Consider the following 17,021-nt stretch of genomic DNA (forward strand, 5'->3'; position numbering starts at 1 on the left):
CGCTCCTACGGAGGGTGTGCAACCCCACCTGTGCGCCAGGGCCATGCCTTGTCGCTATATTTCATATGCCGGGCAGGCATCGTTTTTTCGGTGCACTGCTGCAGCCCTTGAACGACGCGGCCTGGGCGCAACCGTAGCTTCTCTATATTCAAAAAAGATCTATTTTTAATTTTAAATATTACTTTCTGGGATAAGCCTTCGCGCCCGATGATTCAGCCATGAATCACGCCCCCAGGGAGTTCTATCGATGGGTAATGTCCAGTCGGCCGTCAGGGCCTACGACCAGCCATGGCGTCCGGCATCGGGCGACCTGGTCGAGCTTGGACGCACGCTTCGCCTGCCATTGGGCCAACTGCGCCTGCAACGCACGCCTGTCAGTGGCCTCAAGCGTCGCGACACGCTGGCACTAGGGCTGCTGGTGTTGGCCCTGCATGGCGCTGCGGCCTACTGGATCAGCCAGGCGCCGACTCCAGTATTGCCCGTGGTTCCACCACAGATTCCGCCGATGACCATCGAGTTCGCCGCGCCCGCACCACCTGTGGTCGAGCCCCCTCCACCGGCTCCAGCGCCGCCCGTGGTCGAGCCGCCACCCCCTGTGGTGGACGAGCTGGCGGCCAAGCCTGCGCCAAAACCGATACCCAAGCCCAAGCCGATACCTGCGCCCAAACCAGTGGCCAAGCCGCAGCCCAAGCCCGTCGAGGCGCCGCCCGCTCCACCGGTGGCGGCCCCCGCGCCGGTGGCTCCGCCGGCACCGGCGCCGGTTACGCCACCTTCGGCCAGCGCTGCCTATTTGAAGAACCCCGCGCCGCAGTACCCACAAATGGCCCATCGCCGGGGCTGGGAGGGGTCGGTGCTGCTACGTGTCGAGGTGCTCGCCAGCGGCAAGCCTGGGCAGATCCAGATCCAGAAGAGCAGCGGTCGCCAGGTGCTGGATGACGCGGCCCTCGCCGCAGTGAAGCGCTGGAGCTTCGTGCCGGCCAAGCAGGGCGAGGTGGCCCAGGTTGGCTGGGTCAGCGTGCCGATCGATTTCAAGCTTCGTTAATTCGCGCCCATCGACGTACAAAGGAAGACTTCATCATGAGCCTGTTGGCATCCCCACTCGAATCCGTTGAAAGCGCCGTCATCTGGCTGCTGGTTGGTTTTTCCGTGGCCACTTGGGCGTTGGCCTTGGTCAAGGTCGTGCAGTTCGTGCGCCTGAAGCACCAGGATCGGCGCTTCCATGAGCAGTTCTGGGCGGCCTCGAGCCTCGATGCGGCAGCCCAGCCCAGCCACGATCTGCCCGGCCCCGCCGCCCGGGTGGCCCAGGCAGGCTACGCGGCGATTGCCGTCGGGGAGCCAGGCCAGGCCAATGACCTGAGCCATGCCATCAATCATCAGGACCGTCTGGAGCGCGCGCTGCGTCAGCAGATCGTGCGTGAACGCCGCTCCCTGGAAACGGGCCTGGCAGTGGTCGCCAGCATCGGCAGCACCTCGCCTTTCATCGGCCTGTTCGGCACTGTGTGGGGCATCATGGAAGCGCTCAAAGGCATCAGCGCGGCAGGCTCGGCGAGCCTTGAAACCGTGGCCGGGCCGATCGGCGCGGCGTTGGTGGCCACCGGGGTCGGTATCGCCGTCGCAGTGCCTGCGGTGCTGGTCTACAACTACTTCCTGCGTCGCCTCAAGCTGACCGCCGCCGACCTCGACGATTTCGCCCATGACTTCTACAGCCTGGCGCAGAAGAGTGCCTTCCGCGTACTCGTGCACCCTGCAGTGCACAAGGCCCAGACCGGATTCACCCAACCGGTGAAGGAGGCTTCCTGATATGGCCTTCTCGACCCAGGACAGCGATGAAGTCCTCAGTGAAATCAACGTCACGCCCTTGGTGGACGTCATGCTGGTGCTGTTGGTGGTGTTCATCGTCACCGCACCGCTGCTGACCAACGCCATCCCCATCAACCTGCCCAAGACCGAGGCCGTGGCCCCGGTCGAGCAGAAGGACCCGCTGGTGGTGAGCATCGATGGCAGCGGCAAGCTGTTCATCAACAAGGACGAGATCCAGCCCGATCTGCTGGAAACCAACCTCAAGGACGCCAAGGCCAAGGACGCCGAGCTGCGCGTCCAGTTGCAGGCCGACGATGGCGTCAATTACGGCGAAGTGGCGCGGGCCATGGCTGCCATCGAACGCGCCGGGATCAGCAAGTTGGCGGTGATCACCGCACGCTGACCGGCAAACCCTCTTCAGGCAAGTGCTTCAGGGCCATTTTCCTTGGCAGGGGATGGCCCTTTTTTTTGGGCTGTACGTTTTGAGCTTCGTGCGGCAAGAGGGCACGAGTTAGCGACTGAAGCGTGTCGCTTAAAACTTAAAGCTATTAATAAATAGCGCCTTATTCCTTTACTGATATAACCGTCTCCTCAATACTGGTCCCAAGCACGCAAACTTCCAGGAGGCGTCCCCATGCGCAATGAGTCGATCCGTTACCTGATTGTGCCGGGCTGGCAAGGATCGCCAGACAACCATTGGCAAAGTCACTGGCAGCGTAGTCTGCCCAACAGCGTCCGGGTCGAGCAGCGCGACTGGCTCACGCCTCAGCGGCGCGACTGGGTCCAGGCGCTGGAGCAGGCAATCGCCGCCGAACGCTCGCCGGTGATCCTGATCGCCCATAGTCTGGGCTGCATCACCGTCGCTCATTGGGCCGCCCAGGCCCGCCCGGCCTTGCTGCGCCAAGTGCGCGGCGCATTGCTGGTGGCTCCGGCGGATGTTGAGCGTCCCACCTGCTCGCCCGCGCTGCGCAATTTCGCACCGATCCCGCTGCAGCCGCTGCCATTCCCGAGTCAGGTGGTCAGTTCGGACAACGACCCGGCCGTCAGTGTGCCGCGTGCATTGCACCTGGCACGGGCCTGGGGCGCCGAGGCGGGGCTGCTGGCCAATGCCGGGCATATCAACGTCAAGTCCGGCCATGAGCGCTGGGAGCAAGGTTTTGCCTACCTCTATCGCCTGCAAGGCCGTATCGAACAGCGGGCCTTGCGCCGCGCCTGATCCGCGAACCGTTCACGTACACCAAGACGCCCGGCCGGCGGCGGCCTCGGGCGGGAGCGCGTCATGACCATCCACAACACTTTCGGTCAGCCTTTGCTGACCTTCCCCGAGCAAGACAAAAGCCCATTGAGCATCCGCGCCAAGGCGCTGGTGTTCATCGACCCTCGTTCGCAACAGCTGCGCGATGCCTTGGAGCACCTGGCACCGCAACCGGTGCCGGTGCTAATCCGCGGCGAGACCGGTACCGGCAAGGAACTGCTGGCCCGACAGGTCCATCGTGCCAGTGACCGCAGTGGGTTGTTCGTCTCGGTGAGCTGCGCGGCGATTAGCCCGACCTACGCCGATGCCGAGTTGTTCGGCTACAGCGCCGGCACCCTAGGGGGAACCGCCAGCGGCCGGGCGGGCTGGTTCGGCTCGGCCAATGGTGGCACCCTGTACTTGGACGAGATCGCCGACCTGCCGCTGGCGATCCAGGGCAAGCTTCTGGCGGCGCTGGAGAACCGCGAAGTCACCCGCGTCGGCGCCCAGCGGCCGCAGCCGGTGGATGTCCGCTTGGTGGCGGCGTCCAGTATCGACTTGGCCCAGGCCGTGCGTGCCGGGCGCTTCAACGAGCGACTCTACCTCTACCTGCGCGAAGGCCAGCTGGAATTGCCGGCGCTACGCGAGCGGGTGGGGGATATCCTGCCGCTGGCCGAATACTTCATCGGAATCTACAGCCTACGCCTGGGCGTTCCGGTGCCGCTGATCAGCGAAGCCGCCCAGCAGGCCCTTGAGGCCCATGCCTGGCCCGGCAATACCCGCGAGCTGGAAAACGTCATCCACTTTGCCCTGTTGGTGAGCGATGCCGGGGAAATCCTCCCGCAGCACCTGGACCTGCCCGACACCACGCCGCTGGCCAGCCTGGCGCGCCAACTTGCGCAACTGGGCCAGAGCCAGGAGCCGCAAACGAAATTGGCGGTGCGCCAATTGCTGGCTTCGACGTTGGCGAGCCTGGGATAAACCCTGTGCTAGAGCGGGTAACCGTTGGTCAGAAGCGAATGCGGTAATGGCAATTTTTTTTAGTTATAAGCGGCTAAGCAAAAGATATTGTTCCGGAATAAAAATTCCCGGTATCGTCCGCTTCACGCCCCCATTCAAAGGGTGGGCACCGACTTCGCCATCATCAATGGCTCCAGCTTGATAACAAGGATCACCATGAAAAAAACTCTGCTGACCACTGCCCTGGCCGCTGCCCTGTCGCTGGCCGGTTTCGCCAACGCCGCCGAGAAGCTGGTCGTGGCTGCTACCCCCGTACCCCACGCCGAAATCCTAGAACTGATCAAGCCAACTCTGGCCAAGGAAGGCGTGGACCTGCAGATCAAGGTCTTCACCGACTACGTCCAGCCTAACGTGCAGGTCGACCAGAAGCGTCTGGATGCCAACTACTTCCAGACCCTGCCGTACCTGAAGAACTTCAACGAAGGCAAGGGTACTCACCTGGAAACCGTGATCGGCGTACACGTCGAGCCGTTCGGTGGCTACTCCAAGAAGGTCAAGAGCCTGGCTGAGCTCAAGGACGGTGCCACTGTCGCCATCCCCAACGAAGGCAGCAACAGCGGCCGTGCGCTGATCCTGCTGCAAAAGGCAGGTCTGATCACCCTGAAAGATCCGAAGAACGCCCTGGCCACGCCCAAGGACATCGCCGAGAACCCGAAAAACCTGAAGTTCCGCGAGCTGGAATCGGCCATGCTGCCGCGCGTGCTCGATCAGGTCGACCTGGACATGATCAACACCAACTACGCCCTGGAAGCCGGTCTGAACCCGGCCAAGGACGCCCTGGTAATCGAAGGCAGCGACTCGCCGTACGTGAACTTCCTGGTTGCCCGCCCGGACAACAAGGACAGCGAGGCCATCCAGAAACTGGCCAAAGCCCTGACCAGCCCGCAGGTGAAGGAATTCATCGCCAAGAAGTACAGCGGTGCGGTGCTGCCGGCGTTCTGATCTTCACGCCTGAAAGAAAACGCCGACGCATTTGCGTCGGCGTTTTCGTTCATGCCCCCGATTTGGCCAGCGCCCGACGCAAGGCCAGGAGCCATTGAAGTTGCTCGTTCGAAATGGGTGGGCAGGCGCTGTTCATTGGGGGATTCCTGAAGGCTGTCTGAGTGCCCTTTGAGAGGCCATCGACAGGAAAGATCCCAGGTCAGGACGAAATTTCCGCGCCCGCCGACGAAGGGTACGCGTTGCGGCCGATCGCAGGCTTTGCTCCCAAGGGCACAGCGCCAAGCCGAAGAATGTCGCCGTACCTGTGGGAGCGGGTGGGGCTGCATGGCAGCCCCGGGGATTTCAGCTATTGCGCGGCAACCAGTTCAACAGAAACTCATTCACCACCTGCGGGCTCTCGAGACTCGAGATGTGCCCCGCGAACGGAATCTGCGCCGCCAGGCAGCCGATCAAGCGGGCCATTTCGTTGGACTCTGCCGGTGGCCGGGGAATGTCCTGGTCGCCACACAGCACGATAGTACGTTCGCCTGGCAATTCGCCCAGCCGCGCCAGCAGGTCTGGCCGGCCGAAAATCACTCGGCCCATCGGCTCGAGGCTTTCCCGGATCGCCTGGGCGCTGCTAGCCTTGAGCTGGGCGCGAAACTGCTCACGGATCTCAGGTACCGTCTGGCCCCCGGCATGGAAGAAGATCGGTACGACGATGTCGAGCAAGGCATCGCTGAACCCGCCCGCTGCGCTCGCGGCATCGAGCAGGCCAAAGTATTTCAGGCGGGTGGCGTCCGGCTCGGCGCCCAGGTAGGTGTCCATCAACACCAGGCGGTCGATGCGCTGGGGGTGCTCGATGGCCAGCTGTGCGCCCCACATGCCGCCGACCGACAGGCCGACCAGATGGCATTTCGGGATATCCAGGGCATCGAGCAATGCCAGGTGCTGGCGCGCCAACACGCTCATGTCGGTGGTGGTGGGCGGTGGCGCTGCGGAGTCGCCGTGGCCCCAAAGCTCGGGCACGATCACCCGGTAGTGTTTCGACAGTGCCTCGATCTGCGGCTGCCACATGGCCGCCGACCACAAATAGCTGTGGCCCAGCAGCACGGGGAAACCTTGGCCCTGGTCGACATAGCTCATGCGGGCGCCGTCGATTTCAATGAAGTGCTTGTGCATCGGGATCCTCGGGAGCGGGTTGAAGGTCATGGCTCGGGCCGTCACTGTACCGGCAGCAGTCGCAAGGTGCTTTGCGCTGGAATCACACCCATCTGCGCCCGTTGATATCGCCCATTGATGTAATCCTCGGCTTGGTCGCCATAGTGCGGGTCGAACAGCACACCGCTCTGGCCTACCGGGTTGATGGTCAGGGCCGCGCCGGGGTCTGCGAAATCAATCAGGCGCCGGGTTGAGGGGCCGTAGTTGACTGCCCAGGGTGCCGGACCGATCTTCGCCGAGAGGTTGTTGGGCACCTCATGGGTACCGGGTGCGGCGAAGGGGCCAACGTTGAACAGCAGGTTCAGCGGCTTCTTCACTCCCAGCGGGTGGTTGTGGGTCAGGGTGTGGGCTTTGCCCCACTGCCAGCGGGCCGGGTCCTTGCCGAACGTCTCGCGCAGGTGAGCGAGGCTGCGTTGCCAGGCCAGCTTGACGATAGCGGTGCGGTCGGTATGTTCGCTGGCGCCGCGTAGCGCCCACCAAGGCGACTCGGGATCGGCCGCCAGGCGCGGCAGGGCTGCATCGATGACGCGGGTGTTGATCAGGACCGGGAACCAGGTATCTCCCAGTTCGTCGTGCAGGGCTGCGAAGGCCAGTTCATACAGGAACTGGTTGAACAGGGTGGCACTGGTCGAATCCAGCGGGTAGTCGCCCCGCCAGGCGGCCAATTGTTCCACCAGTTCCTTCTCCTGCTCGCCCTGAGCGATGGCGCGCAAAGTGCCCAGCAGCGGTGCCAAGGTGCGTGGGCCGTAGTCGGTGGCGGTATCGAGCTGCAAAGCTTGGGTGTTTTGGGTGTCCCACTGGATACCTGGCACGGCCAGGTGTCGGTCGAGCTGGCGACCACGATCGGGCAGGTTGTAATAGCCAGGGACCGGCACGACGGCCGGAGGCTGGAAGTTGGCCGAGACGATGTAGCCGCTGGCAGGGTTCTCTTGCTGTGGGTTCACGCTGAACGGGTAGAAGCCGGGTTTGTCGGCCTGGGACGTGCTGCCATCGAGAATGAACGACGGATTGACCCCCTCTGGGCGCACCGGCAATTGCGCTGCTGCCCACCACCCGATGTCGCCACGGGCATTGGCCCAGACAAGATTCAGGCCGGGGGCATGGATCTTCGCTGCCGCGTCGCGCATCTTGCCCAGGGTATCGGCGCGGTTGACCTGATAGAAGCCATCGAGCAAGGGGTTGTCGGTTTCCAGGAATGCCCACCACATGGCAATCGGCCTAGGCCCGGCGGTGGCGCCGATCACATCGTTGACGATCGGGCCGTGGGGCGAGCGACGTAGGGTGATAGACGCGGGGGCCTGGCCTTTGACAGCGATCTGCTGCTCGACTTTTTCCAGCGGCTGCCACCTGCCATCGACCCTGACCTGATCGGGGTCGTTCGGGTTGACCTGCTCGGCGATCAGGTCCACGTCGTCGTTCTGGAACATGGTCAGGCTCCAGCCGAAGTCCAGGTTGTGACCGAGCAGGGCGAAGGGATTGAGCGCCTGGAAGTAGCCATACAGGTTGAACCCCGGTGCCGACAGTTCGGCCTCGTACCACACTGCCGGGACGGCAAAGCCAATGTGCGGATCGCCGGCCAGCAATGGGCGGCCGCTGCGCGTGCGGGTGCCAGAGACGGCCCAGGCATTGCTGCCTTCGAACTGGGGGATGCCGGCCTCGCCCAAGGCCTCGTGACTCAAGCGTGCCAACTGCTCCAGGCTGCGCCAGTCCGCAGCAGCTAGGGGCGCGGCTAGGGCGCCGTCCGGTTGCCAGTCGAGATCGAAGATTTCCAGGTACTGAGGGCCGAGCTGATCGCGGATATAGGTCAGCGCAGGCTCGGTGCGAAAGGCAGCGGCAAAACTGTACGCCAAGTAACCGGCGATGCTGAGCGTGTCCTCGGCGGTGAAGGGGCGTGGGTTGATGCCCAGCAGGTCGAACTCCATGGGCTTGGGGTGGCTGGCCTGCCATTGGTTGACCCCGTCCAGGTAGGCCTGTAGCGCCTGCCAGGCCGGCGATTGCTGGTCCTGGCGCTGGGCCATGCGTGTGGCCTGTTCGCGGATACGCAGGCTGCGAAACAGGGTGTCGGTGGGGATCAGGTCGGCGCCCAGCACTTCGGCCAGCTCTCCACGGGCCAGGCGCCGCAGGATTTCCATCTGGAACAACCGGTCCTGGGCATGCACATAGCCCAGGGCACGGTACAGGTCAGACTCGTTCTGCGCCTGCAGATGAGGGACGCCGCGAGCGTCGTAGCGTACGCTGACCGGCGCCTCGAGGCCGGCAACACTTGCCTGGCCCCCGCGCTGTGGCTGCTTGCCTTGCACGTACCAGTAACCGGCGCCTACGGCAGCGGCAATCGCCACTGCCAGCAGGGTCAGGCTGCGCTTCATCAAGACTCCTTGTGCATTCGAGCGAAAAGTGTGGTCCGATCATCGACGGATTCGCGAACTGAGCATAGTCCCCTGGAAGGAGTCTCCATGTCCCTCAGCGAAAAACAGAAAATGCTGACTGGCCAGCTTTACCATGCCGGCTGCCCTGAACTGCAAGCCGAGCAGATCGCCAACAAGCACTGGATGCACCGCTACAACAGCAGTGTCGAGCTGCTCAACGACGCCCGCCACGCGCTGTTGGTCGAGCACTTCGGCCATGCCGGCCCAGGCGCAGTGATTCGTCCGCCATTTTATTGCGACTACGGCTACAACATCAGCGTGGGTGCCAACACCTTCATGAATTTCAATTGCGTGATTCTCGATGTGTTGCCGGTCCATATCGGCGAGGACTGCCAGATCGGCCCTGCGGTGCAGATCTACACCGCTGACCATCCGCTGGACCCCGAGGTGCGCCGCAGCGGGTTGGAGAGCGGCCGGCCGGTGCGCATTGGCAACAACGTGTGGATCGGTGGCGGGGCGATCATCCTGCCGGGCGTGAGTATCGGCGACAACGCCGTGGTGGGCGCCGGCAGCGTGGTCACCCGCGACGTGCCGGCCGGGGCGATCGTGGTGGGCAACCCCGCGCGGGTGCGTCAGCCGGCCCAAGGGCAGTAGCAGCCCTGGGCCAGGGTGTTGGACGCGTTGATCTTGCGGCCTTCGACCAGCGCCTTGAGGACCGGCTCGATGAAGCTGTTGCTGGCATTGCACACGGCGCCCTCGCTATAAGGGCCGAAATAGGCCAGGCGGCCTTCGCGGTCCCAGATGGCCACGGCGGGAGACGCTGGCAGGTGCTCGCTGCCGGGCAGCGCGGCCAAGGGTTGGAGCGCCGCCAGGTTGTCAGGCAACTGGCCTTGGCTACCGGGCTTTTGCACCACATGAAAGCGCACGCCTTGAGGTGCGAAATGTTCGATCAGCTCGCCCAGGTGCTGCTGGTTGCCGACGTTGCAGGGGCAGGCCGGGTCCCAGAAATGCACCACCCGGATCGGGCCTGGGCCGGCCAGCTCGGCAGGCAACTGCAACTGGCTGCCCTCGAACAGAGTTGTCTGGTCGTCGAACGTGCGCAGGTAACGCGCCTGGAAACTGGCGTACGCCCACCAGAGGACGGCAGCGCAGAGCAGCAATGCGAAGGCGGTGAGCAGGGATTTTCGGGTGGGCATGGTGTGTCCGCAGGATTTGGGGCAGCGAGAACCCTGTGGGAGCGGTCTGTTCTGGCAAAGGGTCTAGCTTGCCACGATGACGCCCAGAGCTGAATATCACAGGTCAATACTCGCTTCGCTGTGGATCCGCCCGATGCCCGCCACCTTTCACCCCGACCTCCTGCGCGCCAGCCTTGCGCCCTTGGCGGCCCGCCACCCTCTGTCGTCCCAAGGCCTGGACTACCAGCGTTTCTATGGCCTGGACCTGCCGGTGCGCCAAAGCTGGCTGGGCGGCTTCAAGGCGGCGGGCTTCGAGTTGGTGGGGCAGGTGTGGTTGCCGCAGCGGCCTGTGGCGACGCTGTTTCTGCTGCACGGCTACTACGACCACATGGGGCTGTACTGCCATGTGATCGAATGGGCGTTGGGTCAGGGGTTCGCGGTCATCAGTTGCGACCTCCCAGGCCATGGGCTGTCGAGTGGCGAACGGGCCAGCATCACTGATTTCGCCGTCTACCAGCAGATGCTCGATGCTTTGTTCGAACAGGCCCGTCTGCTCGACTTGCCACGCCCATGGCATCTGTGCGGGCAGAGCACTGGCGGGGCGATCGTGGTGGATCACGTGCTGCACCACGGCGAGCAGAGCCCGGCCGATGGCCAAGTGATCCTGCTGGCGCCTTTGGTGCGGCCACGCTCGTGGTATTGGTCGAAACTCAGCTATTGCGTGCTGCGCCACTTCGTCAACGGCATCGAGCGGCGCTTCAGCGAGAACAGCAACGATCCGGCGTTCCTGCCGTTCCTGGAGGCCGACCCACTGCAACCGCGGCGGTTGCCGACGGCCTGGGTCGGGGCCCTGGTGGCCTGGGTCAAGCGTATCGAGGCCGCGCCGCGCAGCGTGCGGCGACCGGTGATCGTGCAGGGGGAAGCCGACGCCACGGTGGATTGGCCCTACAACCTCAAGGTGCTCAAGGCCAAGTTCGCCGAGCCGCAGATCCTCATGCTGCCCGAGGCGCGTCATCATCTGGCCAACGAGTTGCCGGCCATTCGCCAGCGCTACTTCGCCTTCATCGATCAGCGCCTTGGCTGATCACTGCAGGTCTGCGGCGCTCCGCCCCACCGCCAGACCGGCGCGCACCGCTTCCAGGGCTGCCTTGTAGTAGGCCTTGCCCTCGGCGGATTCGGCGAAGGTGGCGAATTCCTCGAGCTCGGCGTCGGACAGGTCGCGGTAGACGTACAACAGGGTGTTGTTCAAATCCTCGCCGATCTGCTGCATCAGGCGCTGGCGCTGGCCATCGAGCAGGCTGCTGGCCTGACCTGCCCCGAACAGGCCGGGGATCATGGAGCTGAGGCTGTCGGCCGCGACGCCGGCGATTGCCAGGCTCACCTCGGCACCGGCTTCCCGGGCAGGCAGGGCCTGGGCCAGGTGGCCGATGATCAGCATACGGTTGTCGCTGGCCTGGATCTTCGGCAGGCCCTTGGCATTCTTGGCCAGTTGGTCCTTGCGCGTAGCCAGCAGTTCGGCGGCCACGACCTTGCGCCCAAGCGGCGACTGGAAGAAGGCCAGCGCAGGCGCAGGGTTGGGCAGGTTGGCGCGCAATTGCGCCTGGGCCCGGCGGTCCATGGCCTGGGCCTGGAAACGCTGGTTGCTGTTGTTGACCAGCGCCTGGTAGACCGCAGGCGGCAGGCTGTTCTTGTAGCGCTGCTGGGCAGCGCTCACGGCATCGGTGAAGTGGGCGCGCTGGTCGGGCCAGCCGGCGACCTTGTACAGCTGATCGAGACTGTCTGCCCAGACAGGCATGGTGCAGATCATCATCAGCAGCAGGGAAAACAAACGGCGCATTCAGGACTCCTGTCGGCAGGCCGCTATTGTCCTTGGGGCGGCGTGGCTTTGTCGAGACGCCGATGACGGTTGGCGGCCAAGTGGCGCTGTCGGTTTTCACGGCGAGTCGATACTATGCGCCATGCCCATCTCTCTTGAATATCCGATGCTTTCTACCATCGTCGACGACCTGGCCAACCGTGGTTGGTCCCGCCAGCCTTTTTTCCTGCCCGAAGCATTGATCAGCGCCTTGGCGGCCGAGTGCCGACACCGTGCCGCCGAGGGCGAATTGAGCCCGGCCGGCGTGGGGCGCGGCACCGGACAAGAGGTGCGCGAAGCGATCCGTGGCGACCGCATCCAATGGCTGGAGCCGGGTGAGTCCGAGGCCTGTGACCGTTACCTGACGGCCATGGACAGCCTGCGCCAGGCGCTGAACCAGGGCTTGTACCTGGGCCTTGAGGACTTCGAGTGTCATTTCGCCTTGTATCCACCAGGCGCCTTCTATCGCCGTCATGTGGACCGTTTCCGCGACGACGACCGACGCGCGGTCTCGGCCATCCTCTACCTCAACGAGAATTGGCAACCCCAGGACGGTGGCCAGTTGCGCATGTTCCTCGCCGAGGACGCGCAGCTGGATGTGCAGCCGGAGGCGGGCAGCCTGGTGGTGTTCCTGTCTGGCGATATCCCCCATGAAGTCTTGCCGGCCAGGCGTGATCGCCTGTCTCTGACCGGCTGGTTCCGCCGTCGTGGCAATGAACCGTTCTGATTTGCCCAGGGTCCTGGTCAGCGCCTGTCTGCTGGGGCAGCCGGTGCGCTACGACGGGCGCGACAGCGGGCACCCGGATCTTCTTCAGCGCTGGCAGGCCGAAGGCCGCGTGGTGCCGCTATGTCCAGAAGTGGCGGGCGGCCTGCCGACACCCCGCCCCCCAGCGGAAATTCCGGGGGGGCAGGGGGCGGCGGTGCTGGACGGGCAGGCCCAGGTAGTGACGGTGACCGGGTTGGATGTCAGCGAAGCCTTTCTTGCTGGCGCCCGGCAGGCCCTGGCGCTGGTGCGTGAACATAGCATCCGTGTGGCGGTGCTCAAGGCAGGCAGCCCTTCATGTGGCAACCGGTTGACCTACGATGGGACCTTCAGCGGCGTGAAGGTCCCGGGGGAAGGGGTGACCACAGCGCTGTTGCGCCGCGAAGGCGTGCTGGTGTTCAGCGAGCTGGAGCTCGAAGACGCACAGCGAGCGCTGGAAGGTATGGGCCATTAGCAAGGATTCGCCAGACGATAAAGGTCGATGCCCCCTGCAGCGTTTGGCAGGCCATCACTGGCTCGCTGCCTGGTTCTTGAGCCACTTCTGTTCCAATGCCGTCAGACGGCCGTCGTCCTTGATGCGCTGCAGGGCATTGTTCACTGCGCTTTCGAACGCCGGGTTGTCCTTCTGGAATGGAATCACCCGTGCGTCGGCGCCATAGGGCTGGCTGATATCCAATTGCCCATCGAGTGTCTGTTTGGCATCGAGCTGATCGAGGGCGATGTCGAACTTGCCGCTCTGAACGCCAGGCAGCAACTGATCCGCAGGGGCCTCGACGAATTGCGCACGCACATCCAGTTCCTTGGCGATGGCCTGGCCCAGCTCGATTTCAAAGCCAGTCAGGTGTTCGTTTTCCTTGTAGGCGTAGGGTGGGGTATCGGATTGCACGGCAATGCGCAGCTCGCCCCGGTCGTTGACGTCGTCTATCAGCTCGGCCTGGGCCAATGGGCTGATCAAAAGTGCCAGAAGTACGCCAGTGCTCAAACGCATGAATGCCCCCATTTTCTTTTGGCAGTTGAATATGTTTCGCCGCGACTTTCTGACTTGTTACGGTCGAATGCAGGCTATGACCTTAGCTGCGCTGCAATGTTTTGAGCGGCGATCATTTTTTCTGATCCTGTCCGGCAAGACCTTGGCGCCCAATTGAACTATGGTGATTTATCGCTGCGGTTCGTTAATGGACAGTAGTCAATGAAAGTGAAACACAGGAGATGTGAATGAACAGCCTATTTTCGCGTGCTGCCGTTGCCGGCTTGTTGATGGGGGTGTCGGTGTTCGCGGGCGCCGCGGACGCGCTGAAGAGTCAGGAGCCGCCCGAGGGCGCCAAGGTCTTCATCGTTTCCCCCGCTGACGGAGCGACCGTCGACAAGACCTTCACGGTCAAGTTCGGCATCGAGGGCATGGGGCTCAAGCCTGCGGGCGATGCGACCCCGCACACGGGTCACCATCACCTGCTGGTTGATGTCGACAAAGAGCCTGCGGCTGACCAGCCGCTGCCGACCACCTTGATGCCGGAGAACAACGCACCACTGCCGGCCGGCCCGCAAGTGTTGCACTTCGGCAAGGCGCAGACCGAAGCCACCATCACCCTGACGCCAGGCAAGCACACCCTGCAACTGGTCCTGGGGGACCGGTTCCATGTGCCGTTCAAGCCAAGCGTCGAGTCGCAGAAGATCACCGTGCAGGTGAAGTAAATCCCGACTCTTTCGCGGCCCTCTGGCACAGCGAGATGCTTGAGAGCGATACATGACCTGTGGGAGCGGCGGTTCGGCGCTCCGATTTACCCGCGAAACAGACACCGTCGATACACAGGCAAAAAAAAGGAGGCCACCCGGGCCTCCTTTTTTATGCAGCGCAGTAACTTAGAACAGCACGCGAGAGCGGATAGTACCCTTGACCTGCTGGAGTTTTTCCTGCGCCAGGTCCGAGTATTCGGCATCCACGTCGATGACCACGTAACCCACTTTCTCGTCGGTCTGCAGGAACTGGCCGGAGATGTTGATCCCGTTTTCGGCGAAGACCTTGTTGATCTCGCTGAGTACGCCGGGGATGTTCTGGTGGATGTGCAGCAGGCGGTGCTTGCCTGGGTGCGCCGGGAGGGCAACTTCCGGGAAGTTGACCGACGATACGGACGTACCGTTGTCGCTGTACTTGACCAGCTTTTCGGCCACTTCCAGGCCGATGTTGGCCTGGGCTTCGGCGGTGGAACCACCGATGTGTGGGGTCAGGATCACGTTGTCCAGGCCGCGCAGCGGGCTTTCGAACTGCTCGTCGTTGGAGCGAGGCTCGACCGGGAAGACGTCGATGGCGGCGCCGATCAGGTGCTGATCCTTGATCGCGGCGGCCAGGTGGTCGAGCTCGACCACGGTGCCACGGGCGGCGTTGATCAGGATCGAGCCCTTCTTCATCGCACGGATTTCCTTCTCGCCGATCATCCACTGGGTGGATGGCAGCTCAGGCACGTGCAGCGAGACGATGTCGGCCAGGCCCAGCAGCTCATGCAGGCTGGTCACCTGGGTGGCGTTGCCCAGCGGCAGCTTGGTCAGCGGATCGTAGAAGTAGACCTGCATGCCCAGGCTTTCGGCCAGGACCGACAATTGGGTGCCGATCGAGCCGTAGCCGACGATGCCCAGTTTCTTGCCACGGATCTCGAAGGAATTGGCCGCGCTCTTGATCCAGCCGCCACGGTGGCAGGAAGCGTTCTTCTCGGGGATGCCACGCAGCAGCAGGATGGCTTCGGCCAGCACCAGCTCGGCAACGGAGCGGGTGTTGGAGAACGGCGCGTTGAACACGGCGATACCGCGCTCGCGGGCTGCGTTCAGGTCGACCTGGTTGGTACCGATGCAGAAGCAGCCGACAGCGACCAGTTTCTTCGCGCAGTCGAAGATCTCTTCGGTCAGCTGGGTGCGAGAGCGAATGCCGATGAAGTGGGCATCAGCGATCTTTTCCTTCAGCTCTGCTTCCGGCAAGGAACCAGTGAGGTACTCGATATTGGTGTACCCGGCAGCCTTGAGGGTATCGACCGCATTCTGGTGCACACCTTCAAGAAGAAGGAACTTGATCTTGCTCTTGTCGAGAGAAGTCTTGCTCATCTGCGTAAACCTGTATCCCGGAGAAAAAATGGCAGGGGGGTAAAGCGGCGCGGCGTCGGCCTTAGCACGAACGGCGGGAGCGCTATGCTAGCATACGCGACAGAATCTGAGCTTATCCCGACAGGTGAAGAGTGCTCAGGGTGACTATGAATAGTTCGAGAGTTCAGCCGATGACCAACACCGCGGTACTTGATGAACTGATGACCCTGGTCGACCCGAGCAAGGTTCTTACCGACCCGGCTTCGCTGGAGGCCTACGGCAAGGACTGGACCAAGCACTATCCACCGGCGCCCTCGGCGATCGTCTTCCCTCGGTCCATCGAGCAGGTGCAGGCCATTGTCGCCTGGGCCAATCGACATCAAGTTGCGTTGGTGCCCTCGGGCGGGCGCACCGGCCTCTCTGCCGCCGCGGTGGCCGCCAACGGCGAGGTGGTGGTGGCCTTCGACTACATGAACCGGATCCTCGACTTCAACGCCTTCGACCGCACCGTGGTGTGCCAACCGGGCGTGATCACTCGCCAGTTGCAGCAGTTCGCCGAGGACAACGGCCTTTATTACCCGGTGGATTTCGCCTCGTCGGGCTCCAGTCAGATCGGTGGCAACATCGGCACCAATGCCGGCGGTATCAAGGTCATTCGCTATGGCATGACCCGGAACTGGGTGGCGGGTCTGAAGGTGGTGACCGGCAAGGGTGAGCTGCTCGAGTTGAACAAGGGCTTGATCAAGAACGCCACCGGCTACGACCTGCGTCAGCTGTTCATTGGCGCCGAAGGCACCCTGGGCTTCGTGGTCGAGGCCACGCTGCGTCTGGACCGTGCGCCGCGCAACTTGACCGCCATGGTGTTGGGTACGCCGGACTTCGACTCGATCATGCCAGTGCTGCATGCCTTCCAGGGCCGGCTCGACCTCACCGCGTTCGAATTCTTCTCCGACAAGGCCTTGGCCAAGGTCATGGGGCGTGGCGACGTGCCGCCGCCGTTCGAGACCGATTGCCCGTTCTATGCCCTGCTGGAGTTCGAAGCCAGCACCGAAGATGTGGCCAACGAAGCCCTGGCCACCTTCGAGCATTGCGTCGAGCAGGGCTGGGTACTCGATGGCGTGATGAGCCAGAGCGAGACCCAACTCAAGAACCTATGGAAACTGCGCGAGTACATCTCCGAAACCATTTCCCACTGGACACCCTACAAGAACGACATTTCCGTCACGGTTTCGAAGGTGCCGGCGTTCCTGCGGGACATCGATGCCATCGTCGGTCAGCACTATCCGGACTTCGAAGTGGTCTGGTACGGCCATATCGGCGACGGCAACCTGCACCTGAACATCCTCAAGCCCGATGACATGGCCAAGGACGCGTTTTTCGCCACCTGCGCCAAGGTCAACAAATGGGTGTTCGAGATCGTCCAGCGTTACAACGGCTCGATCTCCGCCGAGCATGGCGTGGGCATGACCAAGCGCGACTACCTGGGCTACAGCCGGTCACCTGAGGAAATTGCCTGCATGAAGGCAATAAAGGGGGTGTTCGACCCGAACGGCATCATGAATCCGGGTAAGATCTTCGCTCCTGAATAAATACGCAG

18 protein-coding genes are annotated in these 17,021 nt (G+C 63.1%); 12 read left to right on the forward strand and 6 right to left on the reverse strand.

The window, feature by feature from the left end:
- Positions 1-247 precede the first annotated feature (247 nt).
- The 6 genes from J5X93_RS01320 to J5X93_RS01345 all read left to right on the forward strand — a co-directional run bounded on the left by J5X93_RS01320 (position 248) and on the right by J5X93_RS01345 (position 4,996).
- A complete protein-coding gene (locus J5X93_RS01320; protein ID WP_102081406.1) occupies positions 248-1,042 on the forward strand; it encodes an energy transducer TonB in 795 nt (264 codons plus the stop codon).
- Between the two features lie 35 nt (positions 1,043-1,077).
- Positions 1,078-1,800 carry a MotA/TolQ/ExbB proton channel family protein gene (locus J5X93_RS01325; RefSeq protein ID WP_043211508.1) on the forward strand — a complete coding sequence of 241 codons (723 nt, stop codon included), beginning with the start codon at positions 1,078-1,080 and terminating at the stop codon, positions 1,798-1,800.
- 1 nt (position 1,801) lies between these two features.
- Positions 1,802-2,203 carry an ExbD/TolR family protein gene (locus J5X93_RS01330; protein ID WP_043211507.1) on the forward strand — a complete coding sequence of 134 codons (402 nt, stop codon included), beginning with the start codon at positions 1,802-1,804 and terminating at the stop codon, positions 2,201-2,203.
- A 231-nt stretch (positions 2,204-2,434) separates the two neighbouring features.
- Positions 2,435-3,016 carry an alpha/beta hydrolase gene (locus J5X93_RS01335; protein ID WP_070571765.1) on the forward strand — a complete coding sequence of 194 codons (582 nt, stop codon included), beginning with the start codon at positions 2,435-2,437 and terminating at the stop codon, positions 3,014-3,016.
- 63 nt (positions 3,017-3,079) lie between these two features.
- The gene (locus J5X93_RS01340; RefSeq protein ID WP_250034294.1) at positions 3,080-4,015 is read left to right on the forward strand and encodes a sigma 54-interacting transcriptional regulator; all 936 of its coding nucleotides are present in this window, start codon (positions 3,080-3,082) and stop codon (positions 4,013-4,015) included.
- A 195-nt stretch (positions 4,016-4,210) separates the two neighbouring features.
- A complete protein-coding gene (locus tag J5X93_RS01345; protein WP_043211500.1) occupies positions 4,211-4,996 on the forward strand; it encodes a MetQ/NlpA family ABC transporter substrate-binding protein in 786 nt (261 codons plus the stop codon).
- 342 nt (positions 4,997-5,338) lie between these two features.
- Here the strand turns inward: J5X93_RS01345 and J5X93_RS01350 are convergent, their stop codons facing one another.
- Both J5X93_RS01350 and J5X93_RS01355 read right to left on the reverse strand, forming a co-directional pair.
- Complete coding sequence (locus tag J5X93_RS01350; RefSeq protein WP_102081408.1) at positions 5,339-6,157, reverse strand: alpha/beta fold hydrolase; 819 nt, start codon at positions 6,155-6,157, stop codon at positions 5,339-5,341.
- Between the two features lie 41 nt (positions 6,158-6,198).
- The gene (locus J5X93_RS01355; RefSeq protein ID WP_250034297.1) at positions 6,199-8,562 is read right to left on the reverse strand and encodes a penicillin acylase family protein; all 2,364 of its coding nucleotides are present in this window, start codon (positions 8,560-8,562) and stop codon (positions 6,199-6,201) included.
- 87 nt (positions 8,563-8,649) lie between these two features.
- Here J5X93_RS01355 and J5X93_RS01360 point away from each other — a divergent pair, with 87 nt between their 5' ends.
- A complete protein-coding gene (locus J5X93_RS01360) occupies positions 8,650-9,216 on the forward strand; it encodes a sugar O-acetyltransferase (protein ID WP_043211492.1) in 567 nt (188 codons plus the stop codon).
- Here the strand turns inward: J5X93_RS01360 and J5X93_RS01365 are convergent.
- Positions 9,195-9,758 carry a DUF6436 domain-containing protein gene (locus tag J5X93_RS01365; RefSeq protein ID WP_043211490.1) on the reverse strand — a complete coding sequence of 188 codons (564 nt, stop codon included), beginning with the start codon at positions 9,756-9,758 and terminating at the stop codon, positions 9,195-9,197. The two genes, J5X93_RS01360 and J5X93_RS01365, sit on opposite strands and share 22 nt — an antisense overlap.
- A 133-nt stretch (positions 9,759-9,891) precedes the next feature.
- Between J5X93_RS01365 and bipL the strand changes: the two genes are divergently transcribed.
- On the forward strand, positions 9,892-10,821 hold the full coding sequence (gene bipL / locus J5X93_RS01370; protein WP_090343441.1) for a phospholipase BipL: 930 nt from the start codon (positions 9,892-9,894) through the stop codon (positions 10,819-10,821).
- On the opposite strand, the gene J5X93_RS01375 is transcribed toward bipL, so the two are convergent.
- Positions 10,822-11,574, reverse strand: a complete 753-nt coding sequence (locus tag J5X93_RS01375) for a DUF2059 domain-containing protein (protein ID WP_090343438.1) — start codon at positions 11,572-11,574, stop codon at positions 10,822-10,824. It abuts the gene before it with no gap.
- A gap of 121 nt (positions 11,575-11,695) precedes the next feature.
- On the opposite strand from J5X93_RS01375, the gene J5X93_RS01380 reads away from it, so the two are divergent.
- Together J5X93_RS01380 and J5X93_RS01385 are read left to right on the forward strand one after the other, a co-directional pair.
- Entirely contained in the window at positions 11,696-12,319 is a 624-nt protein-coding gene (locus J5X93_RS01380) for a 2OG-Fe(II) oxygenase (RefSeq protein WP_090343435.1), read from the forward strand.
- Positions 12,306-12,809, forward strand: a complete 504-nt coding sequence (locus J5X93_RS01385) for a 2-thiouracil desulfurase family protein (protein ID WP_090343433.1) — start codon at positions 12,306-12,308, stop codon at positions 12,807-12,809. The genes J5X93_RS01380 and J5X93_RS01385 overlap by 14 nt, the downstream gene beginning before the upstream one ends.
- 54 nt (positions 12,810-12,863) lie before the next feature.
- On the opposite strand, the gene J5X93_RS01390 is transcribed toward J5X93_RS01385, so the two are convergent.
- Positions 12,864-13,343 carry a transporter substrate-binding domain-containing protein gene (locus J5X93_RS01390; RefSeq protein ID WP_043211568.1) on the reverse strand — a complete coding sequence of 160 codons (480 nt, stop codon included), beginning with the start codon at positions 13,341-13,343 and terminating at the stop codon, positions 12,864-12,866.
- A gap of 227 nt (positions 13,344-13,570) precedes the next feature.
- Between J5X93_RS01390 and J5X93_RS01395 the strand changes: the two genes are divergently transcribed.
- Positions 13,571-14,047: a DUF4399 domain-containing protein gene (locus J5X93_RS01395; protein ID WP_043211481.1), complete on the forward strand. Its 477-nt coding sequence runs from the start codon at positions 13,571-13,573 to the stop codon at positions 14,045-14,047.
- 168 nt (positions 14,048-14,215) lie between these two features.
- Here the strand turns inward: J5X93_RS01395 and serA are convergent, their stop codons facing one another.
- A complete protein-coding gene (gene serA, locus J5X93_RS01400) occupies positions 14,216-15,445 on the reverse strand; it encodes a phosphoglycerate dehydrogenase (RefSeq protein WP_043211478.1) in 1,230 nt (409 codons plus the stop codon).
- Positions 15,446-15,615: 170 nt separating this feature from the next.
- On the opposite strand from serA, the gene J5X93_RS01405 reads away from it, so the two are divergent.
- Positions 15,616-17,013 carry a D-2-hydroxyglutarate dehydrogenase gene (locus J5X93_RS01405; protein WP_090343430.1) on the forward strand — a complete coding sequence of 466 codons (1,398 nt, stop codon included), beginning with the start codon at positions 15,616-15,618 and terminating at the stop codon, positions 17,011-17,013.
- The last annotated feature ends 8 nt before the right edge of the window (positions 17,014-17,021 follow it).

This window comes from Pseudomonas sp. BYT-1 (genome assembly GCF_023611805.1).
Taxonomy (GTDB): Bacteria; Pseudomonadota; Gammaproteobacteria; order Pseudomonadales; family Pseudomonadaceae; genus Aquipseudomonas; species Aquipseudomonas guariconensis.